The 15,961-nt window shown below is 72.3% G+C and carries 14 protein-coding genes; 5 read left to right on the top strand and 9 right to left on the bottom strand.

What is annotated here, in order from left to right; genetic code table 11:
- Positions 1-104: 104 nt before the first annotated feature.
- From ACZ7OH_RS09675 to ACZ7OH_RS09665, 3 genes are read left to right on the top strand one after another with little or no spacing between them, the layout of a single operon-like run.
- A complete protein-coding gene (locus ACZ7OH_RS09675) occupies positions 105-395 on the top strand; it encodes a hypothetical protein (protein WP_470280468.1) in 291 nt (96 codons plus the stop codon).
- 46 nt (positions 396-441) lie between these two features.
- Positions 442-1,737 carry an ATP-binding protein gene (locus tag ACZ7OH_RS09670; RefSeq protein WP_470280467.1) on the top strand — a complete coding sequence of 432 codons (1,296 nt, stop codon included), beginning with the start codon at positions 442-444 and terminating at the stop codon, positions 1,735-1,737.
- A gap of 7 nt (positions 1,738-1,744) precedes the next feature.
- Positions 1,745-2,425: a response regulator gene (locus ACZ7OH_RS09665; protein ID WP_176173206.1), complete on the top strand. Its 681-nt coding sequence runs from the start codon at positions 1,745-1,747 to the stop codon at positions 2,423-2,425.
- 1 nt (position 2,426) lies between these two features.
- Here the strand turns inward: ACZ7OH_RS09665 and ACZ7OH_RS09660 are convergent, their stop codons facing one another.
- Positions 2,427-3,395, bottom strand: a complete 969-nt coding sequence (locus tag ACZ7OH_RS09660) for a DMT family transporter (protein WP_470280466.1) — start codon at positions 3,393-3,395, stop codon at positions 2,427-2,429.
- Positions 3,396-3,500: 105 nt separating this feature from the next.
- Here ACZ7OH_RS09660 and ACZ7OH_RS09655 point away from each other — a divergent pair, with 105 nt between their 5' ends.
- A complete protein-coding gene (locus tag ACZ7OH_RS09655) occupies positions 3,501-4,403 on the top strand; it encodes a LysR family transcriptional regulator (protein WP_400900585.1) in 903 nt (300 codons plus the stop codon).
- On the opposite strand, the gene ACZ7OH_RS09650 is transcribed toward ACZ7OH_RS09655, so the two are convergent.
- The 7 genes from ACZ7OH_RS09650 to ACZ7OH_RS09620 all read right to left on the bottom strand — a co-directional run bounded on the left by ACZ7OH_RS09650 (position 4,400) and on the right by ACZ7OH_RS09620 (position 11,806).
- Positions 4,400-5,494 (bottom strand): serine/threonine-protein kinase, encoded by a 1,095-nt coding sequence (locus tag ACZ7OH_RS09650; RefSeq protein WP_470280465.1) that lies wholly within the window; start codon positions 5,492-5,494, stop codon positions 4,400-4,402. The genes ACZ7OH_RS09655 and ACZ7OH_RS09650 overlap by 4 nt on opposite strands.
- Before the next feature lie 16 nt (positions 5,495-5,510).
- A complete protein-coding gene (locus ACZ7OH_RS09645) occupies positions 5,511-7,139 on the bottom strand; it encodes a serine/threonine-protein kinase (RefSeq protein WP_470280464.1) in 1,629 nt (542 codons plus the stop codon).
- Positions 7,140-7,354: 215 nt separating this feature from the next.
- Positions 7,355-8,215 carry a hypothetical protein gene (locus ACZ7OH_RS09640; protein ID WP_470280463.1) on the bottom strand — a complete coding sequence of 287 codons (861 nt, stop codon included), beginning with the start codon at positions 8,213-8,215 and terminating at the stop codon, positions 7,355-7,357.
- Between the two features lie 260 nt (positions 8,216-8,475).
- Entirely contained in the window at positions 8,476-9,846 is a 1,371-nt protein-coding gene (locus ACZ7OH_RS09635; protein ID WP_470280462.1) for a hypothetical protein, read from the bottom strand.
- Between the two features lie 691 nt (positions 9,847-10,537).
- Positions 10,538-10,855, bottom strand: coding sequence for a hypothetical protein (locus ACZ7OH_RS09630; RefSeq protein ID WP_400900575.1), 318 nt, complete (start codon positions 10,853-10,855; stop codon positions 10,538-10,540).
- 64 nt (positions 10,856-10,919) lie between these two features.
- Entirely contained in the window at positions 10,920-11,216 is a 297-nt protein-coding gene (locus ACZ7OH_RS09625; RefSeq protein ID WP_086862755.1) for a chorismate mutase, read from the bottom strand.
- Between the two features lie 164 nt (positions 11,217-11,380).
- A complete protein-coding gene (locus ACZ7OH_RS09620; RefSeq protein ID WP_470280461.1) occupies positions 11,381-11,806 on the bottom strand; it encodes a DUF1707 SHOCT-like domain-containing protein in 426 nt (141 codons plus the stop codon).
- Positions 11,807-11,973: 167 nt separating this feature from the next.
- Here ACZ7OH_RS09620 and pcrA point away from each other — a divergent pair, with 167 nt between their 5' ends.
- Positions 11,974-14,394: a DNA helicase PcrA gene (gene pcrA / locus ACZ7OH_RS09615; protein WP_400900571.1), complete on the top strand. Its 2,421-nt coding sequence runs from the start codon at positions 11,974-11,976 to the stop codon at positions 14,392-14,394.
- 806 nt (positions 14,395-15,200) lie between these two features.
- Here pcrA and ACZ7OH_RS09610 read toward each other — a convergent pair.
- Complete coding sequence (locus tag ACZ7OH_RS09610; protein ID WP_470280863.1) at positions 15,201-15,881, bottom strand: M23 family metallopeptidase; 681 nt, start codon at positions 15,879-15,881, stop codon at positions 15,201-15,203.
- Positions 15,882-15,961: the final 80 nt, after the last annotated feature.

The following is a 15,961-nucleotide window of genomic DNA, read 5'->3' as shown; positions in this document are numbered from 1 at the left end:
CATGCGCGATCCGTGGTCGGCGGACATCCGGGATGGTCCCTGAGGTTTCCCGGAGAGGGTTTCGGGGGCGGTTGTGACAAGCGAGTTCCTGCTGAGTTGGCTTCGTGGCGGCAAACCCGGTCATCTCGCTCGCCGGCGGTGCCGCCGTGCTCGGCGTGACGATCTATGTGCTGGTGCTGTGGCAGCAGCGGCGGGCGCGCGAGGCCCGGGAAGCGTGGCAGCTCGACGTCGCCCGTTCACAGGAGATCGGGCGCAAGATCGTGCTCCAGGCGAAGCGCTTCAGCGGCACCCACAAGGTCGGCGGCCCTGACCTGCAGCGGTTCGGCGGTACCTGTTACACCGTGCACGGTCTCGCTGCCTGGGCGAGCCGGACCGGTCCGGCACCCTGGCACTGATCGGGCGTTCCGGGATTTTCCCCGATGCACCTCCGCACGGCCGCGTGTGACGATGGACGGCGTGCAGGATGCCCTCGACCACGTCGCCAGTGACCAGGTGACCGTTCCGGAGAAGCCCAAGATGTTCCGGCGCCGGTCCGGGCGGGCGATCGCCGGGGTTGCCGGGGGGCTCGCCGACCACCTCGGGGTGCCCGTCGTCTGGGTCCGGACCGCCTTCGCGCTGCTCGCCGCCCTCAACGGGGCCGGCCTGCTCGCCTACGGGCTCCTCTGGGTCTTCGTCCAGCAGCAGACCGACGAAACCGCCAAAGCTCCGACGTCGAAGGAACGCCAGCAGGCGTTCGGCCTGATCGCGCTGGGCGTCGGCCTCGCCGTCGCCAGCGGGACGCTCACCGGGTTCATCAGCGGCTGGGTCGCCGTGCCGCTCGCCGTCGCCATGCTCGGTCTCGCGGTCGTCTGGCGGGAGGCCGACGAGTCGCAGCGCCGCCGGTGGCGGGTCGGGGCCAAGGACGGCTTCGCGGGGGCGTTCCTCGGCGGGGGCGGCTGGTCGGCCGCGATCCGGATCGTCGCCGGCGTCGCGCTGGTGATCACCGGCATCACCGTCGTCGTGCTGCGCAGCGGCACGCTCGATCAGGTCCAGTTCGCCCTGATCGCGGTCCTCGCGACGCTGATCGGCGTCGCCGTCCTGACCATCCCGTTCTGGCTGCGGCTGGTCCGCGACCTGTCCGACGAGCGCAAGGCCCGCATCCGCACCGACGAACGCGCCGAGATCGCCGCCCACCTGCACGACTCCGTCCTGCAGACCCTGGCCCTGATCCAGAAGCAGAGCGAGCAGCCGCGCGAGGTGGCGCGGCTGGCGCGCAGCCAGGAGCGCGAGCTGCGCGGCTGGCTCTACGGCCCGAACGGCTACGGCAAGCCCGTCGAGACCGCCGAAGAAGCGACGGGCCAGCTGTCCGAAGCGCTCGCGACGGCGTGCGGCGAGGTCGAGGACACGTTCGCGATCTCCGTCGGCCAGGTCGTCGTCGGCGACGCCGAGCTGGACGACTCGCTGGTGGCGCTGGTCCAGGCCGCGCGCGAAGCGATCGTCAACGCCGCGAAGCACGCCGGCGTCGAGGAGGTCAGCGTCTTCGCCGAGGTCGAGCCGACGGCGGTGACGGTGTTCGTCCGCGACCGCGGCAAGGGCTTCGACCCCGACCTCGTCCCGGACGACCGCCACGGCCTCGCCGACTCGATCCGCGGCCGGATGACCCGCCACGGCGGCACGTGCAAGGTCCGCACCGCGCCGGGGGAGGGCACCGAAGTGCAGCTCGCCATGCCGGTGAAAGCGGGCAAGGGGGCAGCGTGAGGCGGCTATGCTCGACGACGTGACTGACACCCAGCGCGAACCGGTGAAGGTGTTCCTCGTCGACGACCACGCGCTGTTCCGCGCGGGGGTCCGCACCGAGCTCGACTCGATCACCGACGAGGTCCGCGTGGTCGGCGAGGCCGGGTCGGTGGCGGAGGCGGTGGCCGGGATCGCCCGGACCAAGCCCCAGGTGGTCCTGCTGGACGTCCACATGCCCGACGGCGGCGGCGCCGAGGTCCTGCGCCGGGTGCGCCCGGAGCTGCCGGACGTGGTGTTCTTGGCGCTGTCGGTCTCGGACGCGGCGGAGGACGTCATCGCGGTCATCCGAGCGGGCGCGCGCGGGTACGTCACGAAGACGATCTCGTCGAAGGAGCTGGTCCGCGCGGTGGTCCGCGTGGCCGACGGCGACGCGGTGTTCTCGCCGCGGCTGGCCGGGTTCGTCCTGGACGCGTTCGCGGACCGGCCCGGTTCCGCGCCGATCAACGACCCGGAGCTGGACCTCCTGACGCCGCGGGAGCGGGACGTCCTGCGGTTGCTCGCGCGGGGGTACGCCTACAAGGAGATCGCGTCCGAGCTGTTCATCTCGGTGAAGACCGTCGAGACGCACGTGTCGAGCGTCCTGCGGAAGACCCAGCTGTCGAACCGGTACGAGCTCTCCCGCTGGGCTTCCGACCGACGTCTCGTCTGACTCAGTCCGCCAGAGGAGCGAGAGGCCGGGGCGCGCGCCCGGTGGTGTCGTCACCAAGCCCATCCGCCTGGTCACCGGCCACGTCCAGGGCCCCTCGCTCCGGCTTCTGGAGGCGGGTCAGCGCGACCCCGCCGAGGACGACCACCATCCCCGCGATCACCCGCAGGTTCAGCTGCTCGCCCAGGAAGACCGCGCCCAGCAGCACTGACACCACCGGCAGCAGGTACCCGACGACCGAAGCCGCCACCGCGCCCTCGCTCGCCAGCAGCTGGTAGTTCAGCGCGAACGCGATCCCCGTTGACCCGATGCCCAGCACCAGCACCGCCAGCAGCGGCCCGGTCGAGACGTGCACCGGCGTCAGGCCGCCCACCGGCAGCGCCAGGACCAGCATCCCGCTGGCCAGCAGCATCTGCCCGGCCGAGATCGCGTACGGCGAGGACGTCGAAGAGGACAGGTACTTGCCTTCGTAGACGAACGCGAACCCGTAGCTCGCCGCCGCCGCGAGGCACGCCAGCGCGCCCCAGCTGAGCAGCCCCGACGCCTGCCAGGGCGCGAAGATCAGCAAGATCCCGCCGAGGCCGACCAGGAGCCCGGCCAGCCGCGTCCCGGTCATCCGCGATGACGTCCCCATCATCGGCGCCGCCAGCAGCACCCACAGCGGCGTCGTCGAGTTCAGCACCCCGGTGATCCCCGAGTCGACGGTCGTCTCGCCGATCGCGAACAGCAGGAAGGGCAGCGCGTTGTGGAAGAACGCCGCGACGGCCAGGTGGCCCCACACCCGCCCGTCGCGCGGCAGCCGCGTACGCCGCAGTCGGCACAGCACCAGCAGCATCGCCGCGCCGAGCACGAGCCGAGCCAGCACCAGCTGCACCGGCGAGAACATGCCCAGCCCCAGCTTGATCCAGAAGAAGCTCGAACCCCACATCAACGCCAGCGCGCCGATCCTCAGCAGGGTCTTCGTCTCGCCCACCCCAGTCCTCCTTCACCGATCAAGCGCCAGCTTCGCGCCGCCGAGACGTAAGGACAAGCGAAAATAACTGCAGGGACGCTTAAGCTCAGCTGTACGATCGGAGCCATGCTCGACGTCCGACGCATGCAGGTCCTCCGCGCCGTCATCACCAGCGGGTCGATCACCGCCGCGGCCCGCAACCTCGGCTACACGCCGTCCGCGATCAGCCAGCAGCTGTCGGCCCTGGAACGCGAAGCGGGCACCGAGCTGCTCGAACGCGTCGGCCGCGGCGTCCGCCCGACCCCCGCCGGTTCGCTGCTGTCCGAGCACGCCGAGAAGCTCAGCACCGAGCTCGCGAAGGCCGAGGCGGCGCTGACCGAGCTCAAGGAGGGCCGCACCGGCCGCGTCGCCATCCGCTACTTCGCGACGGCCGGCGCGTCCCTCGTCCCGCCCGCCATCGCCGCGGTCCGCCGCGAGCACCCCGGCGTCCGCCTCGACCTCAAGCTGGTCGAGCCGGACGACCCGATGGCCGACGTCGAAGCGGGCGACGCCGACGTCGCGATCACCGTCTTCCCGCGCAAGAAGCCGCCCGGCAAGGGCGTCGAGCTGGTGCACCTGCTCGACGACCCGTACCGCGCGGTGCTGCCGAAAACGCACCCATTGGCCCGCAAGCGCGTGCTCGACCTGACGGAGTTCGCCGAGGAGCCGTGGGTCGGCGTCGACGGCCTGCCGGGCATCTGCCGCGACATCCTCGACAGCGCCTGCGCGTCCGCCGGGTTCGCGCCGAACGTCGTGGTCGAGTCCGAGGACTACCAGACGGCGCAGGGGTTCGTCGCCGCCGGCATCGGCGTCGGGCTCATCCCGGAGCTGGGGCTCGGCGCCCAGCACCCGGGCGTGGTCGTCCGCCGGATCCGGAACCCGGAACCGGTCCGCGCGATCCACGCCGCGGTCGCGTCCCGAGCGTGGGGGCAGCCAGCCGTCCGGACGTTCCTGGAAGCCATGCGCGCGGCGACCGTGAAGGTCGCTTAGACGAAGAACAGCTCCGAGACGAGGATGCCGACCAGCACCGCCGCGAGGATCGCGGCCACGGTGATCAGCGTCTTCTTCGACACCGGCAGGTTCCACGCCTGCGCCGACGGCTGCGGCCCCGGTGCGGGCGGCGGCGCGTACTGCGTCGGCGGCGGGACCGGCTGCATCCGCTGGGTCTCCTCCGCCGAGGAGTAGCCCGGCGCGGCGACCGGGACCTGCTGCTGGAACTGCGGTCCCGACGGCGGCATCGGCGGCGCCGCGGGCGCCAGCCCCGGGTTGAACGGCGGAGCCGGCGGCGGCGGGAGCCCGGGCGCGGTCGGCGGGATGAACGCCGTCTCGCGGCCCTCGGTGATCGCGCTCAGCGAACGGACAGTGTCGGCCATCGTCGGCCGGGTCGTCGGGTCCGAGCGGAGCATCTTGCGCAGCGCCGCGGTCAGCACACCCGCGTTCTGCGCCGGTCGCTCGGACGACTGCCCGTCCTCCCCGAACGGCGGCACGCCCTCGACGGACGTGTACAGCGTCGCGCCGAGCGAGAAGACGTCGGCGGCCGGCGTCGGGGGCAGCCCGCGCGCGACCTCAGGCGCCACGTACGCCGCGTGCGGCCCGCCGCCGCTGATGCCGATGTCGGTGAGCTTGACGCCGCCGTCGTCGGCCAGCAGGACCGTGCCCGGCTCGAGCGTGCGGTGCACGAACCCGGCCGCGTGGATCGCGGCGAGCGCGTTGCCGAGCTGGATGCCCAGGTGCGCGGCCTGGTCGGGGGTGAGCCGGCCGTGCTCGGCGAGGAACGTCGCCATGCTGCGCGACGGGATGTACTCCATCACCAGCCAGACGTCCTGGCCGTCGGGAAGGACGTCGAACACCTTGATCGCGCTGGGGTGCTCGATCCGGGCCGCGTCCTTGCCCTCCTGCATGGCCCCCGCGCGCGCCTGCTCGGCGCGGTCGCCGGCGCCGACCGGGAGGTACATCCGCTTCATCGCGACGGTGCGGAACAGCCGCGTGTCGAACGCCAGCCACACGATGCCCGCGCGGCCACGGCCGATCGGCTGGTCCAGCCGGAACCGGCCGCCGACGATGGTGCCTTCGGAACTCAACACAAACCTCGGGGGATCAGGTACCGGCCGGGGAGGGAGACGGCGACGTAACGGATGGCGTTGTGGGCGTGGTGGGCGCCGTGGTGTCCGGGGTGGTCGTCTTCGGGGTCGTCTTCGGAGTCGTGGTCTTGTCCGGCTCGGTCGTCCGCGGCGTGGTCGTGTGCTTCGCCGAGGTCGTCTCCGAAACCGGGGGCGGCACGTCCGCCGTGCTGATCGGGTCGTCCGTCGTCGACGGCAGCGACGACGACGTCGCGACCGGCGCCGGCTTGCTGCTCGACGCCGGCGCCGCGGGGGCCTGCGGGTTGTTCGGGCTCAGCAGCCACACGGCGAGCGCGACCAGGCCCACGACCACGATGCCGCCGATGATGGCCGGGCGCTTCCAGGCGCCGGGCTTCTCGTCGTCGTCATCGACCGGGCTGGCCTGCGGACGCCGCGGCGGGGGCGGCGGGACCGGCTCGTCTTCGTAGTCGTCGTACTGGCCGTCCGCGTACGAGCCCTGGTCGTGCGGGGGCACCGGCACCGCGCGGGTCGCGGCGAGGCCGGGCGGGACGCCGCCGACGTACTGCTGGCGCTCGTCGGGGTAGCGGTCGTACCCGTCGTAGTCGTCCTCCGGGTAGCCGGTGCCCTCCGGGTAGTCGTCCTCGTCGTAGTACGGCACGGCCTGCGTCGGGGCCTGGCCGCCGTCGAGAAGACTGCCGGAGTGGCCCGCCGGGACCTCGTCGAACATCTGGGTGGCGTTCGGGTCGGCGACGGCCGCCGCGCCGAGCACGCCCGCGGCCGGCGCCATCATGGTCTCGTCCGCCGGGGCGCCCAGCGGCGTTTCGCCGCGGGCGACGGCCGCGAGCAGCTCCTCGCACTCTTCGGCGGTCGGCCGGTGCCGGACGTCCGGGTGCAGCAGCACGGCCAGCACGCTCGCCAGCGGGCCGGACTGGCGCGGCGGGATGATCTGCCCGGCCGCGACCGCGTGCAGCAGGCTCAGCGTGTTCTCCGACAGCCCGAACGGCGGCTGGCCCTCGCAGGCCGCGTACAGCGTCGAGCCGAGCGAGAAGACGTCGGACTCCGGTCCGGGGTCGCCGCCGATGGCGACCTCGGGAGCCAGGTAGGCGGGGGTGCCGGCGATCATCCCGGTCTTGGTGACGGTGACGTCGTCCTTGGCGCGCGAGATGCCGAAGTCGGTGATCTTCACGGTGCCGTTGCCGGCGAGCAGGATGTTGCCCGGCTTGATGTCGCGGTGCACGATGCCGACCGCGTGCGCCTCGCGCAGCGCCGCGGCGACCTGGGCGCCGATGCGCGCCACCTCGGTCGGCGGCAGCGTGCGGCGTTCCTGCAGCACGGCGGCCAGGCTGGTGGAGTTGAGGTACTCCATGATCAGGCACGGCTGGCCGTTGTCGTCGGTGACGACGTCGAAGACGGAGATCGCGTTCGGGTGGTGCAGCCGGGCCGCGATCCGGCCTTCGCGCATCGTCCGCTGCCGGGCGTCCTCTTTGTCGTGCTCGTCCAGGTGCGGTTGGAGCAGGAGCTGCTTGATGGCCACCGTGCGGCCCAGGACCTCGTCGTGCGCCTGCCAGACGGCCCCCATCGCGCCCGTGCCGATCCGGCCGACGATGCGGTACCGACCGGCGACCAGGCGACCCTCGTCGCTCACGCGACCTCCCTTTGGGCTCCGACTTCACCAGGGCGTGAGGATCGGTGCCTGGTGACGCGGCCACGCGCACGCCGCTTCGCTGGAGCGTATGCACATGTCGTGGGCTGTGTGCCGGCTTCACTGAGACCGGCCCGTGACAAGGCTAGGCGCTCACTCTGCGCACACGAATCCGGTACGGGCACTTGAACCACGGGTGAAGGGGTGATCGCCGAGGGCTACATGTACTGGGCCGAGACGAGCTCGGCTTCGGTGATCAGCCCGCCGCTGTCGGCGACCCGGAACAGCTGGGTCACGCGGACCAGGGCGCCGTCCGGCCGGTGCAGCGTCGCGACCGCCAGGATCGAGCCGTCCGGCTTGATCTGGGTGTCGGCCTCCTGCACGTCGATGGCGTCCATCGAGCTCCAGGTGCGGACCAGTTCGCCGGCCGCGCCGTCGGCCAGCGTCGGGCTCAGCAGCGCCAGCGCGCCCGACGAGTCCTTCGCGATGGCGGCGTAGAAGTCTTTGACGGCCTGGATCTTCCGGGCCGCGCTGCGCGCGTCGGCGGCCGTGTCCGGCACCGCTTGCACGGTGGCCGGCGCCGCTTCGGTACGCGGGCTCCCGCCGGTCGACTCCGACGCCGACGGCGCGCCACCGGAGTGCGTGCCGGGCGCGGGGGTGCTGGGCTGCTCCGGCGCGCCGCCGCCGGCCTGGTGCTGCGGGACGGCGAGGCCGCCGAGCTCCGCGGCACCGGTGAAGCCGGCGGGCGTGGACTGGCCGCCTTCGGACACGGCGCGGTGCGCGCTGGTCAGCATCGGCGCGGCGACCACCGCGCCGGCGACGAGCGCACCGGCGGCCACGAGCCCGGCCAGCTTGGCGCGGCGGACGAACCGGCTTTCGGGCTCGCCGTCGTCCTCGTCCCGCTCCGGCTCGCGGACGGGTTCCGGGCGCGGCGGCAGGAACTTCTGCGGATCGCGGAAGACCTGCTCGAGGTAGTCGCGGTCGGCGTCGCCGACGCCGTCGAGTATCTCGGCCGGGATGACGTCCTCGACGCGGACGGCGTTGGGTACCTCACGCCGTGTTCGCTGCCGATCAAGCACGAAAGTCCTCGCTCTGGGGTTCCGGGGACGGTCACTCGGCCGTTCGGCCGGGTTCCCGTTGGTCCGGGTGGCCGACTCGTGGCCGGTTCCGGACCCGCTGTGGTCAGGTAACCCTGTGCGGACGAGCATCACCAGGCTCTGTCGCCGGAATGCCGTCGCGACACGACGAGCGGCAGCATATGTCACCCACCCGGACCAGGGGTAACCGTTCGGCGCACCGCACGTGCATCGGAACGGGCGAACCGCACGTGCAGGGTTCGTTACTGGCCGTCAGCCGCGATCTTGTCGCCGTCCCCGAACGTCAGCGTCCGCTCCTCGATCGTCTTGGAACCGTCGGTGTGGGTGATCTCGACGGTGTTGACCGTGATGCCGCGCTGCTGGTCGACGCTGATCTTGCGGACCTCGAAGTAGGCGATGCCGGCGTAGCGCTCGGCGAGGGCCTGCGGGCCCTTGTCGTGCAGGTCACCGGTGGTGACCGCGGACGCCGCGGCGGGGTCGGTGGTGACGGTGTTGAAGAACTTCTCCGAGTTGTCGCCCATGGTCTGCGCGTCCGGCGGGAAGGAGTACCACCACGGCGGCTTGACCGGGGTTTCGCGCTGGGCGGGCGTGATCGGGGGCTTCTGCGGCCGCGCGCTCGTGCCCGGGGTGGCCGTGCCGGTCGTCCCCGGCGTGGTGCTGCTGTCGTCGGCGGGCGGCGGGACGGTGCCGTCCACGGGACCGGCGCCACCGCCGCTGGTCCGCCCGGCCGGCTGGTCCGGCCGCGACGAGGAGGAGTCCGGGCCCGCGGCGGAGCCACCCTCCCGGGACGTCGGCGCGGGTTCCCCGGTGGGGTCGATGACGGTGGGCGCCCCCTGGTAACCCGGCCACGCGCCCTGCACGGCCTGGTCATCCACCGGCTTCCCGACCAGGTAGGACCCGGCGAACAGCAGCCCGACGACCACGGCGCCGGACGCGCCGGTGGCGAACCAGGCCGCCTTCTTCCACGTCTTGGGCGGGGTGACGGACGCGGGCACCGACCCGATGGTGAAGCCGCCGAGCCCATCGATCGGAGGCGCGGCGTAGATGCGGACGTCGTCGTCCTCCTGGTCCGCGTCGCGCGGTTGCGGGGAGACCAGCGCGACGCGGGTGCGCCGCGCGGCCAGCTCGGCGACGGGCTCGGTCTCGTCCTCGTCCTCGTCGAGCGGGAGGTCGCCGTGCGAAGCGGGGAAGAGCGGAGGCGCGGGCCGCCGGTCGCGCGGCTGGGGCAGCGACGGCTGGGCCAGCGTGCCGGACACCGGCGGCTCGGGGAACGCCCCGGACCCCGGCTCCGCGAGGGGCAGGCACCCGGACACCTGCTGGGGGAGCGCTCCGGACATCGGCTGCCCGGGCGCGCGCACTCCGGCTTCCGGCTGCCGGTAGGGGAACGAGTCCGCCATCGGCTCGGCGAGCGCTCCGGATCCCGGCTGCTGGTGCGGGAACGAGTCCGCCATCGGCTGGGGGAGCGCTCCGGACCCCGCCTGCTGGTAGGGGAACGACCCGGTCGTCGGCTGGGAGCGTGCTCCGGACCCCGGCTGCTGGAACGGGAAAGAACCGGTCGTCGGCTGGGGGAGCGCTCCGGACTCCGGCTGCCGATAGGGGAACGAGTCCGACATCGGCTGAGAGGGCGCTCCGGACCCCGGCCGCCGGTAGGGGAACGACTGCGGCATCGGCTCGGCAAGCGCTCCGGACCCCGGCCGCGCGAAGGACCCGGATCCGGGAGCACCGCCCGACCTGGGGTGCGCCAGGGAGCCGGACATCGGCTGAGGCAGGGGCATCCCGCCCGGCCTCGGCTGCGCGAGGGGCAGCGACCCGGACACGGGCGGGTCGACCGGCGCCTGGCCGGCCGCGTGGCGCCGCCCCGCGCGGGTCGGGGGAAGCGGGGGCGTCCAGCTTTCCGTACCGCCGAGCCGGTGCCGCCCGGGATGGGCGGGCGCGCCGCCGCGTCCGTGGAACTCCGTGCCGTGGGTCATGTGGACTCGACCACCCGGCCGTACGTCTCTGATGCCGTTGGGGGGCAACAGAACCCGATCGGAGCATCCTCACGAGCGGAATCGCGTTCGGAATCCTGCGCAAATGCACGCGCATGCGAGACTGGGCGCGCGGGGCCAGTGCCCCCGCGCGTCCTGCGGGCTCCGCCCGACCCGAACGCAAGGGTCCTCACGGCGTCAACCCTAGGAGCATCCGGCGTAGAAAGTCCCGTCCAAACCTGCAAGTTGCACAGGTTTCACTCGGTCGGGCGCGACCGATCGGGGGAGGGTGACGCTGCGGAGTTTCACGCAGCGCCATCGGCCCAGTTCGAAGGGGTCAGCCTCCCGTGCGGTAACGGTCGCGCGTGGACTGCAGCGCCTTCGTCGCCACCACACCGCTACCCGCCGCGACGAGAATCGCCACGATGTCGAGCGTCGGTCCCCCGGCCGTGAGCAGCCAGGCGAACAACGACGCGGCGGTGGTACCGCCGGCGACGGCCCAGCGGCTGCGGACGTACTGCCCGACCGGCGCGCCACTGGCACCGCGTTTACCCGCCGCGTTGTTCAGCAGCGCCAGATACCCCACATGGCCCAGCGCGGCCAGCACGCTCGCGAGCGCGACGATGACGGCGATGAGGTTAACGAGCCAGTCCATGGCTCCAGTCTGCCCGCAGCGGACCCGCCGGTGCCTCCGGGAAGACCCGGAATTCGGGCAACCGTTACCGGCCGAGCCTGCCGCGGCCGAGGTTCAGCAGCGCCATGGCCAGCTGACGGCCGTCCGGGCCCAGCTCGCGGTACCGCGCGAGCACGTCCATCTCGCGGTTGTAGACGATCCGCGTCCCGCCGGCGGCCATCCGCGCGGCCCCGATCGTCTTGGACACCTCGACCCGGCGCTTCACCAGCCGCAGGATCTCCTTGTCCAGCCAGTCGATCTCCTCGCGGAGCGCCGCGATGTCGTCCCCGGCGGGCGTGTGCTCGGCGGGCTGGCCGTCGGCGTTCGTGGCTTGTGCGTTCATCGGGACCTCTCCGTCGAATCCCGGACCCGCCGGCCCCAGGTACGGCGACAGCCCCGGGTCCGTGGACTCCGGGGCTGGCGTGATGGCGGTTCGGGCACTACGCGATCACGGGAGCCGGAGTCCGGTTCCCGTAAAAAAATCGCTCTGCGTGGTGCCGCATGCGCTCAGTATGGCACAGCCGTGCCGGGGCGCTCCCGGAACGAGCGCACGCGGGCATGAACGAAGAGGCTCACCGCCAGCCAGAAGATCGGGAACGCGGGCCAGAAGAAGCCGGCACCCAGCACGGCCCACCGGACGACGATCACGACGGCGATCGCCACCACGACGGCGAGGTGCCGGCGCAGCGCTGCGTACTGCCGCAGCGCGGCGCGGGTGAGCGGGAAGCCGGGCCGGGGCGGCGCGGGCCGCGGCAGGTCGGCGGTCAGCTCGGCCAGCTCGTCGGTGAACTTGGCGGCGTAGACGTGGGTGAGGCGCTCTTCGACCTCTTCGAGGGTGAGCCGGCCTTCGGAGCCGGCGGTCTGGACGGCGGTGGCGACGCGTTCGCGTTCGGCGTCGGCGGCCCGGATGCGGGCGGTGCGGTTCTCTTCCATGTCAACCGATGCTCCGCGCGCCCGGCCCGGCGCGCGTCGGGCGCCAGGCGACATCTCCCGCTACGCCCGCCGCGGTAGACCGGGACCGGCAGAGCATGGGCCGGCGGACCCGCCGCGTCGGCACGCTCTGCCGCCCTCCTACCCGCCCGGGGTAGCGTGGACAGACGATGGACACCCTCTTCGATCTCCCCGCCGAGACCCCCGCGCGCAAGCCCGCTTCCGGCGGGCAGGCCGATCTGCTCGACGACCTGAACCCGTCCCAGCGCGAAGCCGTCACCCACGCCGGTGGCCCGCTGCTGGTGGTGGCGGGCGCGGGATCGGGCAAGACCCGGGTGCTGACCCGCCGGATCGCCTACCTGCTCGGGCAACGCCGCGTGCACCCCGGCGAGATCATGGCGATCACGTTCACCAACAAGGCGGCCGCGGAGATGCGCGAGCGCGTCGCGGCGCTCGTCGGGCGCCGCGCGAACGCGATGTGGGTGTCGACGTTCCACTCGATGTGCGTGCGGATCCTGCGCCGCGAGGCCAAGACCCTCGAGATGTCGTCGAACTTCTCCATCTACGACTCCGACGACACCAAGCGGCTCATCACGCTCGTGGCGCGGGACCTCGACATCGACCCGAAGCGCTACGCGGCCCGCACGCTCGCGGTGCACATCTCGAACCTGAAGAACGAGCTGACCGACCCGGAGACGGCGTCGGCGAACGCGGCCAACGACCTGGAGCGGCGCGTCGCCGAGGTCTACGTCGAGTACCAGCGCCGGCTTTCGCTGGCCAATGCGTTCGACTTCGACGACCTCATCATGCGCACGGTGTCGCTGCTGCAGGCGTTCCCGGACGTCGCCGAGTACTACCGGCGGCGGTTCCGCCACGTGCTGGTCGACGAGTACCAGGACACGAACCACGCGCAGTACACGCTGGTGCGCGAACTCGCCGGGACCGCGCCGAACGAGGCGGGCGTCGACCCGGCCGAGCTGGTCGTCGTCGGTGACGCGGACCAGTCGATCTACGCCTTCCGCGGCGCGACGATCCGCAACATCGAAGAGTTCGAGCGGGACTTCCCCAACGCGCACACCATCCTGCTGGAGCAGAACTACCGCTCCACGCAGACGATCCTGTCCGCGGCCAACGCCGTCATCGAGCGGAACCCGAACCGCCGCGCCAAGCGGCTGTGGACGGACTCGGGCGACGGCGAGAAGATCGTCGGCTACGTCGCGGACAACGACCACGACGAAGCCGCGTTCGTCGCGAACGAGATCGACGCGCTGGCGGAGAAGGGCGAAGCCGACTACTCCGACGTCGCCGTCTTCTACCGCACCAACAACCAATCGCGTGTCTTCGAAGAGATCTTCATCCGGCTCGGCCTGCCGTACAAGGTCGTCGGCGGCGTGCGGTTCTACGAGCGGCGCGAAGTCCGCGACATGATCGCGTACCTGCGCGTGCTGGCGAACCCGGACGACACGGTCAGCCTGCGGCGCGTGCTGAACGTGCCCAAGCGCGGCATCGGCGACCGCGCCGAAGCCGTCGTGGCGACGCACGCCGAGCGCGAGCGGATCTCGTTCGCCGCGGCGCTCCGGGACGTCACCGAAGACAAGGTGCCGCTGCTGAACCCGCGCTCGGTCAAGGCGATCAAGGGGTTCGTCGCGATGCTCGACGAGCTGGGCACGCTGGTGTCCGAGGGCGCCGAAGTGCACGACGTCCTCGAAGCCGTGCTGGAAAAGACCGGCTACCGCATCGAGCTCGAAGAGTCCGACGACCCGCAGGACCACACGCGCGTCGAGAACCTGGACGAGCTCGTCACGGTCGCGCGCGAGTTCACCGAGATCACCGCCGAGGTGGCCGCGGACGAAAACGCCGAGCTGGTCGTGGAACCCGGGGTGCCGGCACCGGGTTCGCTGCCCGCGTTCCTCGAGCGCGTGTCGCTGGTGGCGGACGCCGACTCGGTGCCTTCGCCCGACGGCGGCGAAGAAGGCGACGGCGGCGCGGGCGTGGTCACGCTGATGACCGTGCACACCGCGAAGGGCCTGGAGTACCCGGTGGTGTTCTGCACCGGTTGGGAGGACGGCGTTTTCCCGCACATGCGCGCGCTGGGCGACCCGGCCGAGCTGGCCGAGGAACGGCGGCTGGCGTACGTCGCGATCACGCGGGCGCGGCAGCGGCTGTACGTCTCGCGCGCGATCACGCGCTCGGCGTGGGGCCAGCCGTCGATGAACCCGGCTTCGCGGTTCCTGGACGAGCTGCCGGGCGACCTCGTCGACTGGCGGCGGCTGGAGCCCTCCAGCGCCGGGTTCGGGTTCGGTTCCGGGTCGCGTGGCGGCGGGACGCCGCGGGCGGCGACCACGTGGGGCGGCCGGCGGACCACGTCGCCGTCTTCGTCCTCCGGCACGCCGTCGTTCGGCAAGGGCTGGAAGGACACGGTGGCGCTGAAGCTGGACGTCGGCGACCGCGTCAGCCACGACAAGTACGGCCTGGGCACGGTGATCTCGTGCGACGGCGTCGGGCCGCGCGCCACGGCGACGATCGACTTCGGCGCGGCCGGCAAGGTCCGCCTGATGCTGATCGGCAGCGTCCCGATGGTGAAGCTGTAACACCCGTCCGAGTGAACCCGGCCCCGATCCCGGCGATCGCCCCCGGAATCGTCGTACCCCGCCGGTAGAACTGACCCCGTCATCGAACACGAGTTCGACGGAGGGGGAGACCGGTGTGGACCCGGTGCTGTTTCACCTGCTGGCCGAAGGGGTACAGAAATACCTGCGAGGAGTCCTGGGGTCGAGGGTTCCGGATCGGGGTCCGGGCCTTTCGGGGGCTTCAGGAAATCCTTCGCGTGCGGGAGCGGAGGCGTGCCGGCTGGCCGCCGCCTGGCGAGCGCTGCTCAGGCAGCACGAGCTGGGAGCTGACGGCCGATGTGTCACCTGCGGCCGGGGACGCCGCTGGACGACGCGTCGTGCCGCGCGTGTCCGCTCCGCGGGGGGCGCCGGGGGGAAGGTCGCCTGGGGCTGGCTGCCGGTGCGCAGGTCCGCGGAGCTGTGCACGGTGTGGCAGGTGGCGGTCGCGTACTTCATCCGGCGGTTGCCGGGCGGGCAGCGGTAGCCGTTTCCGGGCGCTCAGGGCGTTTGTGACGGCTTCGGCGAGGCTGAAGGTGATCTCGGGTGCCTTCGGGTTGCCGAAGCGGCCTGGTGCATCTCCGAGCGTGCTCGGTTCCCGTTCCGCTGTGGCCTGGACCATTCGGGCTTTGCTCGACCGGCAGGCTTCAGCTCGCGGCTTCGCGGCGCGTATGCGCGCTCGGCTGGGTGTGCTCGTTCGCCCGGCTGAGGGGCGTCGTCGGCCCTCAGGGGCGGATCACGGCTCTACGACGTGCTTTCCGCGTTTCGGCGCGGGGTATGGGGTGAACGGATCAGATCACGATGCCGCGCGCGGCGAGCCACGGGCGGGGGTCGATCTTCTTGGTGCCGTTCTGCCAGACCTCGAAGTGCAGGTGCGGGCCGGTGCTTTGGCCGCGGTTGCCGATCTCGGCGATCTGCTGGCCGCACTTGACCTTCTGGCCCTCCTTGACGGAGAAGCTGTTCATGTGGCCGTAGACCTGGATCGTGCCGTCGTCGAGCTGGACGCGGACCCAGAGGCCGAAGCCGCTGGCCGGGCCGGCCTCGATCACGGTGCCGTCGGAGGCGGCGTAGATCGGCGTGCCGATCGCGTTGGCGATGTCGATGCCGAGGTGGCTCGTGCCCCACCGGGCACCGAAGCCCGAGGTGAAGGTGCCGTGGGCCGGCAGGCAGGTCTTGGGGCGAGAGGCTTCGTCGGCGGCCTTCTTGGCGGCGTCGGCTTCGCGCTGCTCACGGGCCTGGGTGATAGAGGCGCTGTCGGAGAGCTTCGCGGCCTCGGCGGAGGCGTCGACGGCGTGGCCGGTCGGCAGGAGCTCGGGGGCGCCCCCGGAGCCCGCCCCTCCTGACGTGAACGAGGCGCTGGCGTCCTGGCTGTTGGCCAGGGGCGTCACGGCGGCGTCGGAGTCGGTGACCGTCTTGAGGGTCGAGCCCGCAGCGGCGGCGGCGAACGCACCAGCCGCGACGGCGGCGACCACGACACGGCCGCGCAGGGCCGAGGAGGGCGGGGCGATGCGGTGCGCACCCCGGACACGGACGACCGCACCTTCGAGTGCGT

This window comes from Amycolatopsis sp. NPDC114478 (genome assembly GCF_055633805.1).
This window is presented reverse-complemented; position numbering and strand designations above follow the sequence as displayed.

Excerpts from the sequence above, each read along its gene's own strand:
- ACZ7OH_RS09635 (WP_470280462.1), bottom strand. The coding sequence starts at position 9,846 with ATGTCGGACTCGTTCCCCTATCGGCAGCCGGAGTCCGGAGCGCTCCCC.
- ACZ7OH_RS09630 (WP_400900575.1), bottom strand. The coding sequence starts at position 10,855 with ATGGACTGGCTCGTTAACCTCATCGCCGTCATCGTCGCGCTCGCGAGC.
- ACZ7OH_RS09625 (WP_086862755.1), bottom strand. The coding sequence starts at position 11,216 with ATGAACGCACAAGCCACGAACGCCGACGGCCAGCCCGCCGAGCACACG.
- pcrA (WP_400900571.1), top strand. The coding sequence starts at position 11,974 with ATGGACACCCTCTTCGATCTCCCCGCCGAGACCCCCGCGCGCAAGCCC.
- ACZ7OH_RS09665 (WP_176173206.1), top strand. The coding sequence starts at position 1,745 with ATGCTCGACGACGTGACTGACACCCAGCGCGAACCGGTGAAGGTGTTC.
- ACZ7OH_RS09655 (WP_400900585.1), top strand. The coding sequence starts at position 3,501 with ATGCTCGACGTCCGACGCATGCAGGTCCTCCGCGCCGTCATCACCAGC.
- ACZ7OH_RS09620 (WP_470280461.1), bottom strand. The coding sequence starts at position 11,806 with ATGGAAGAGAACCGCACCGCCCGCATCCGGGCCGCCGACGCCGAACGC.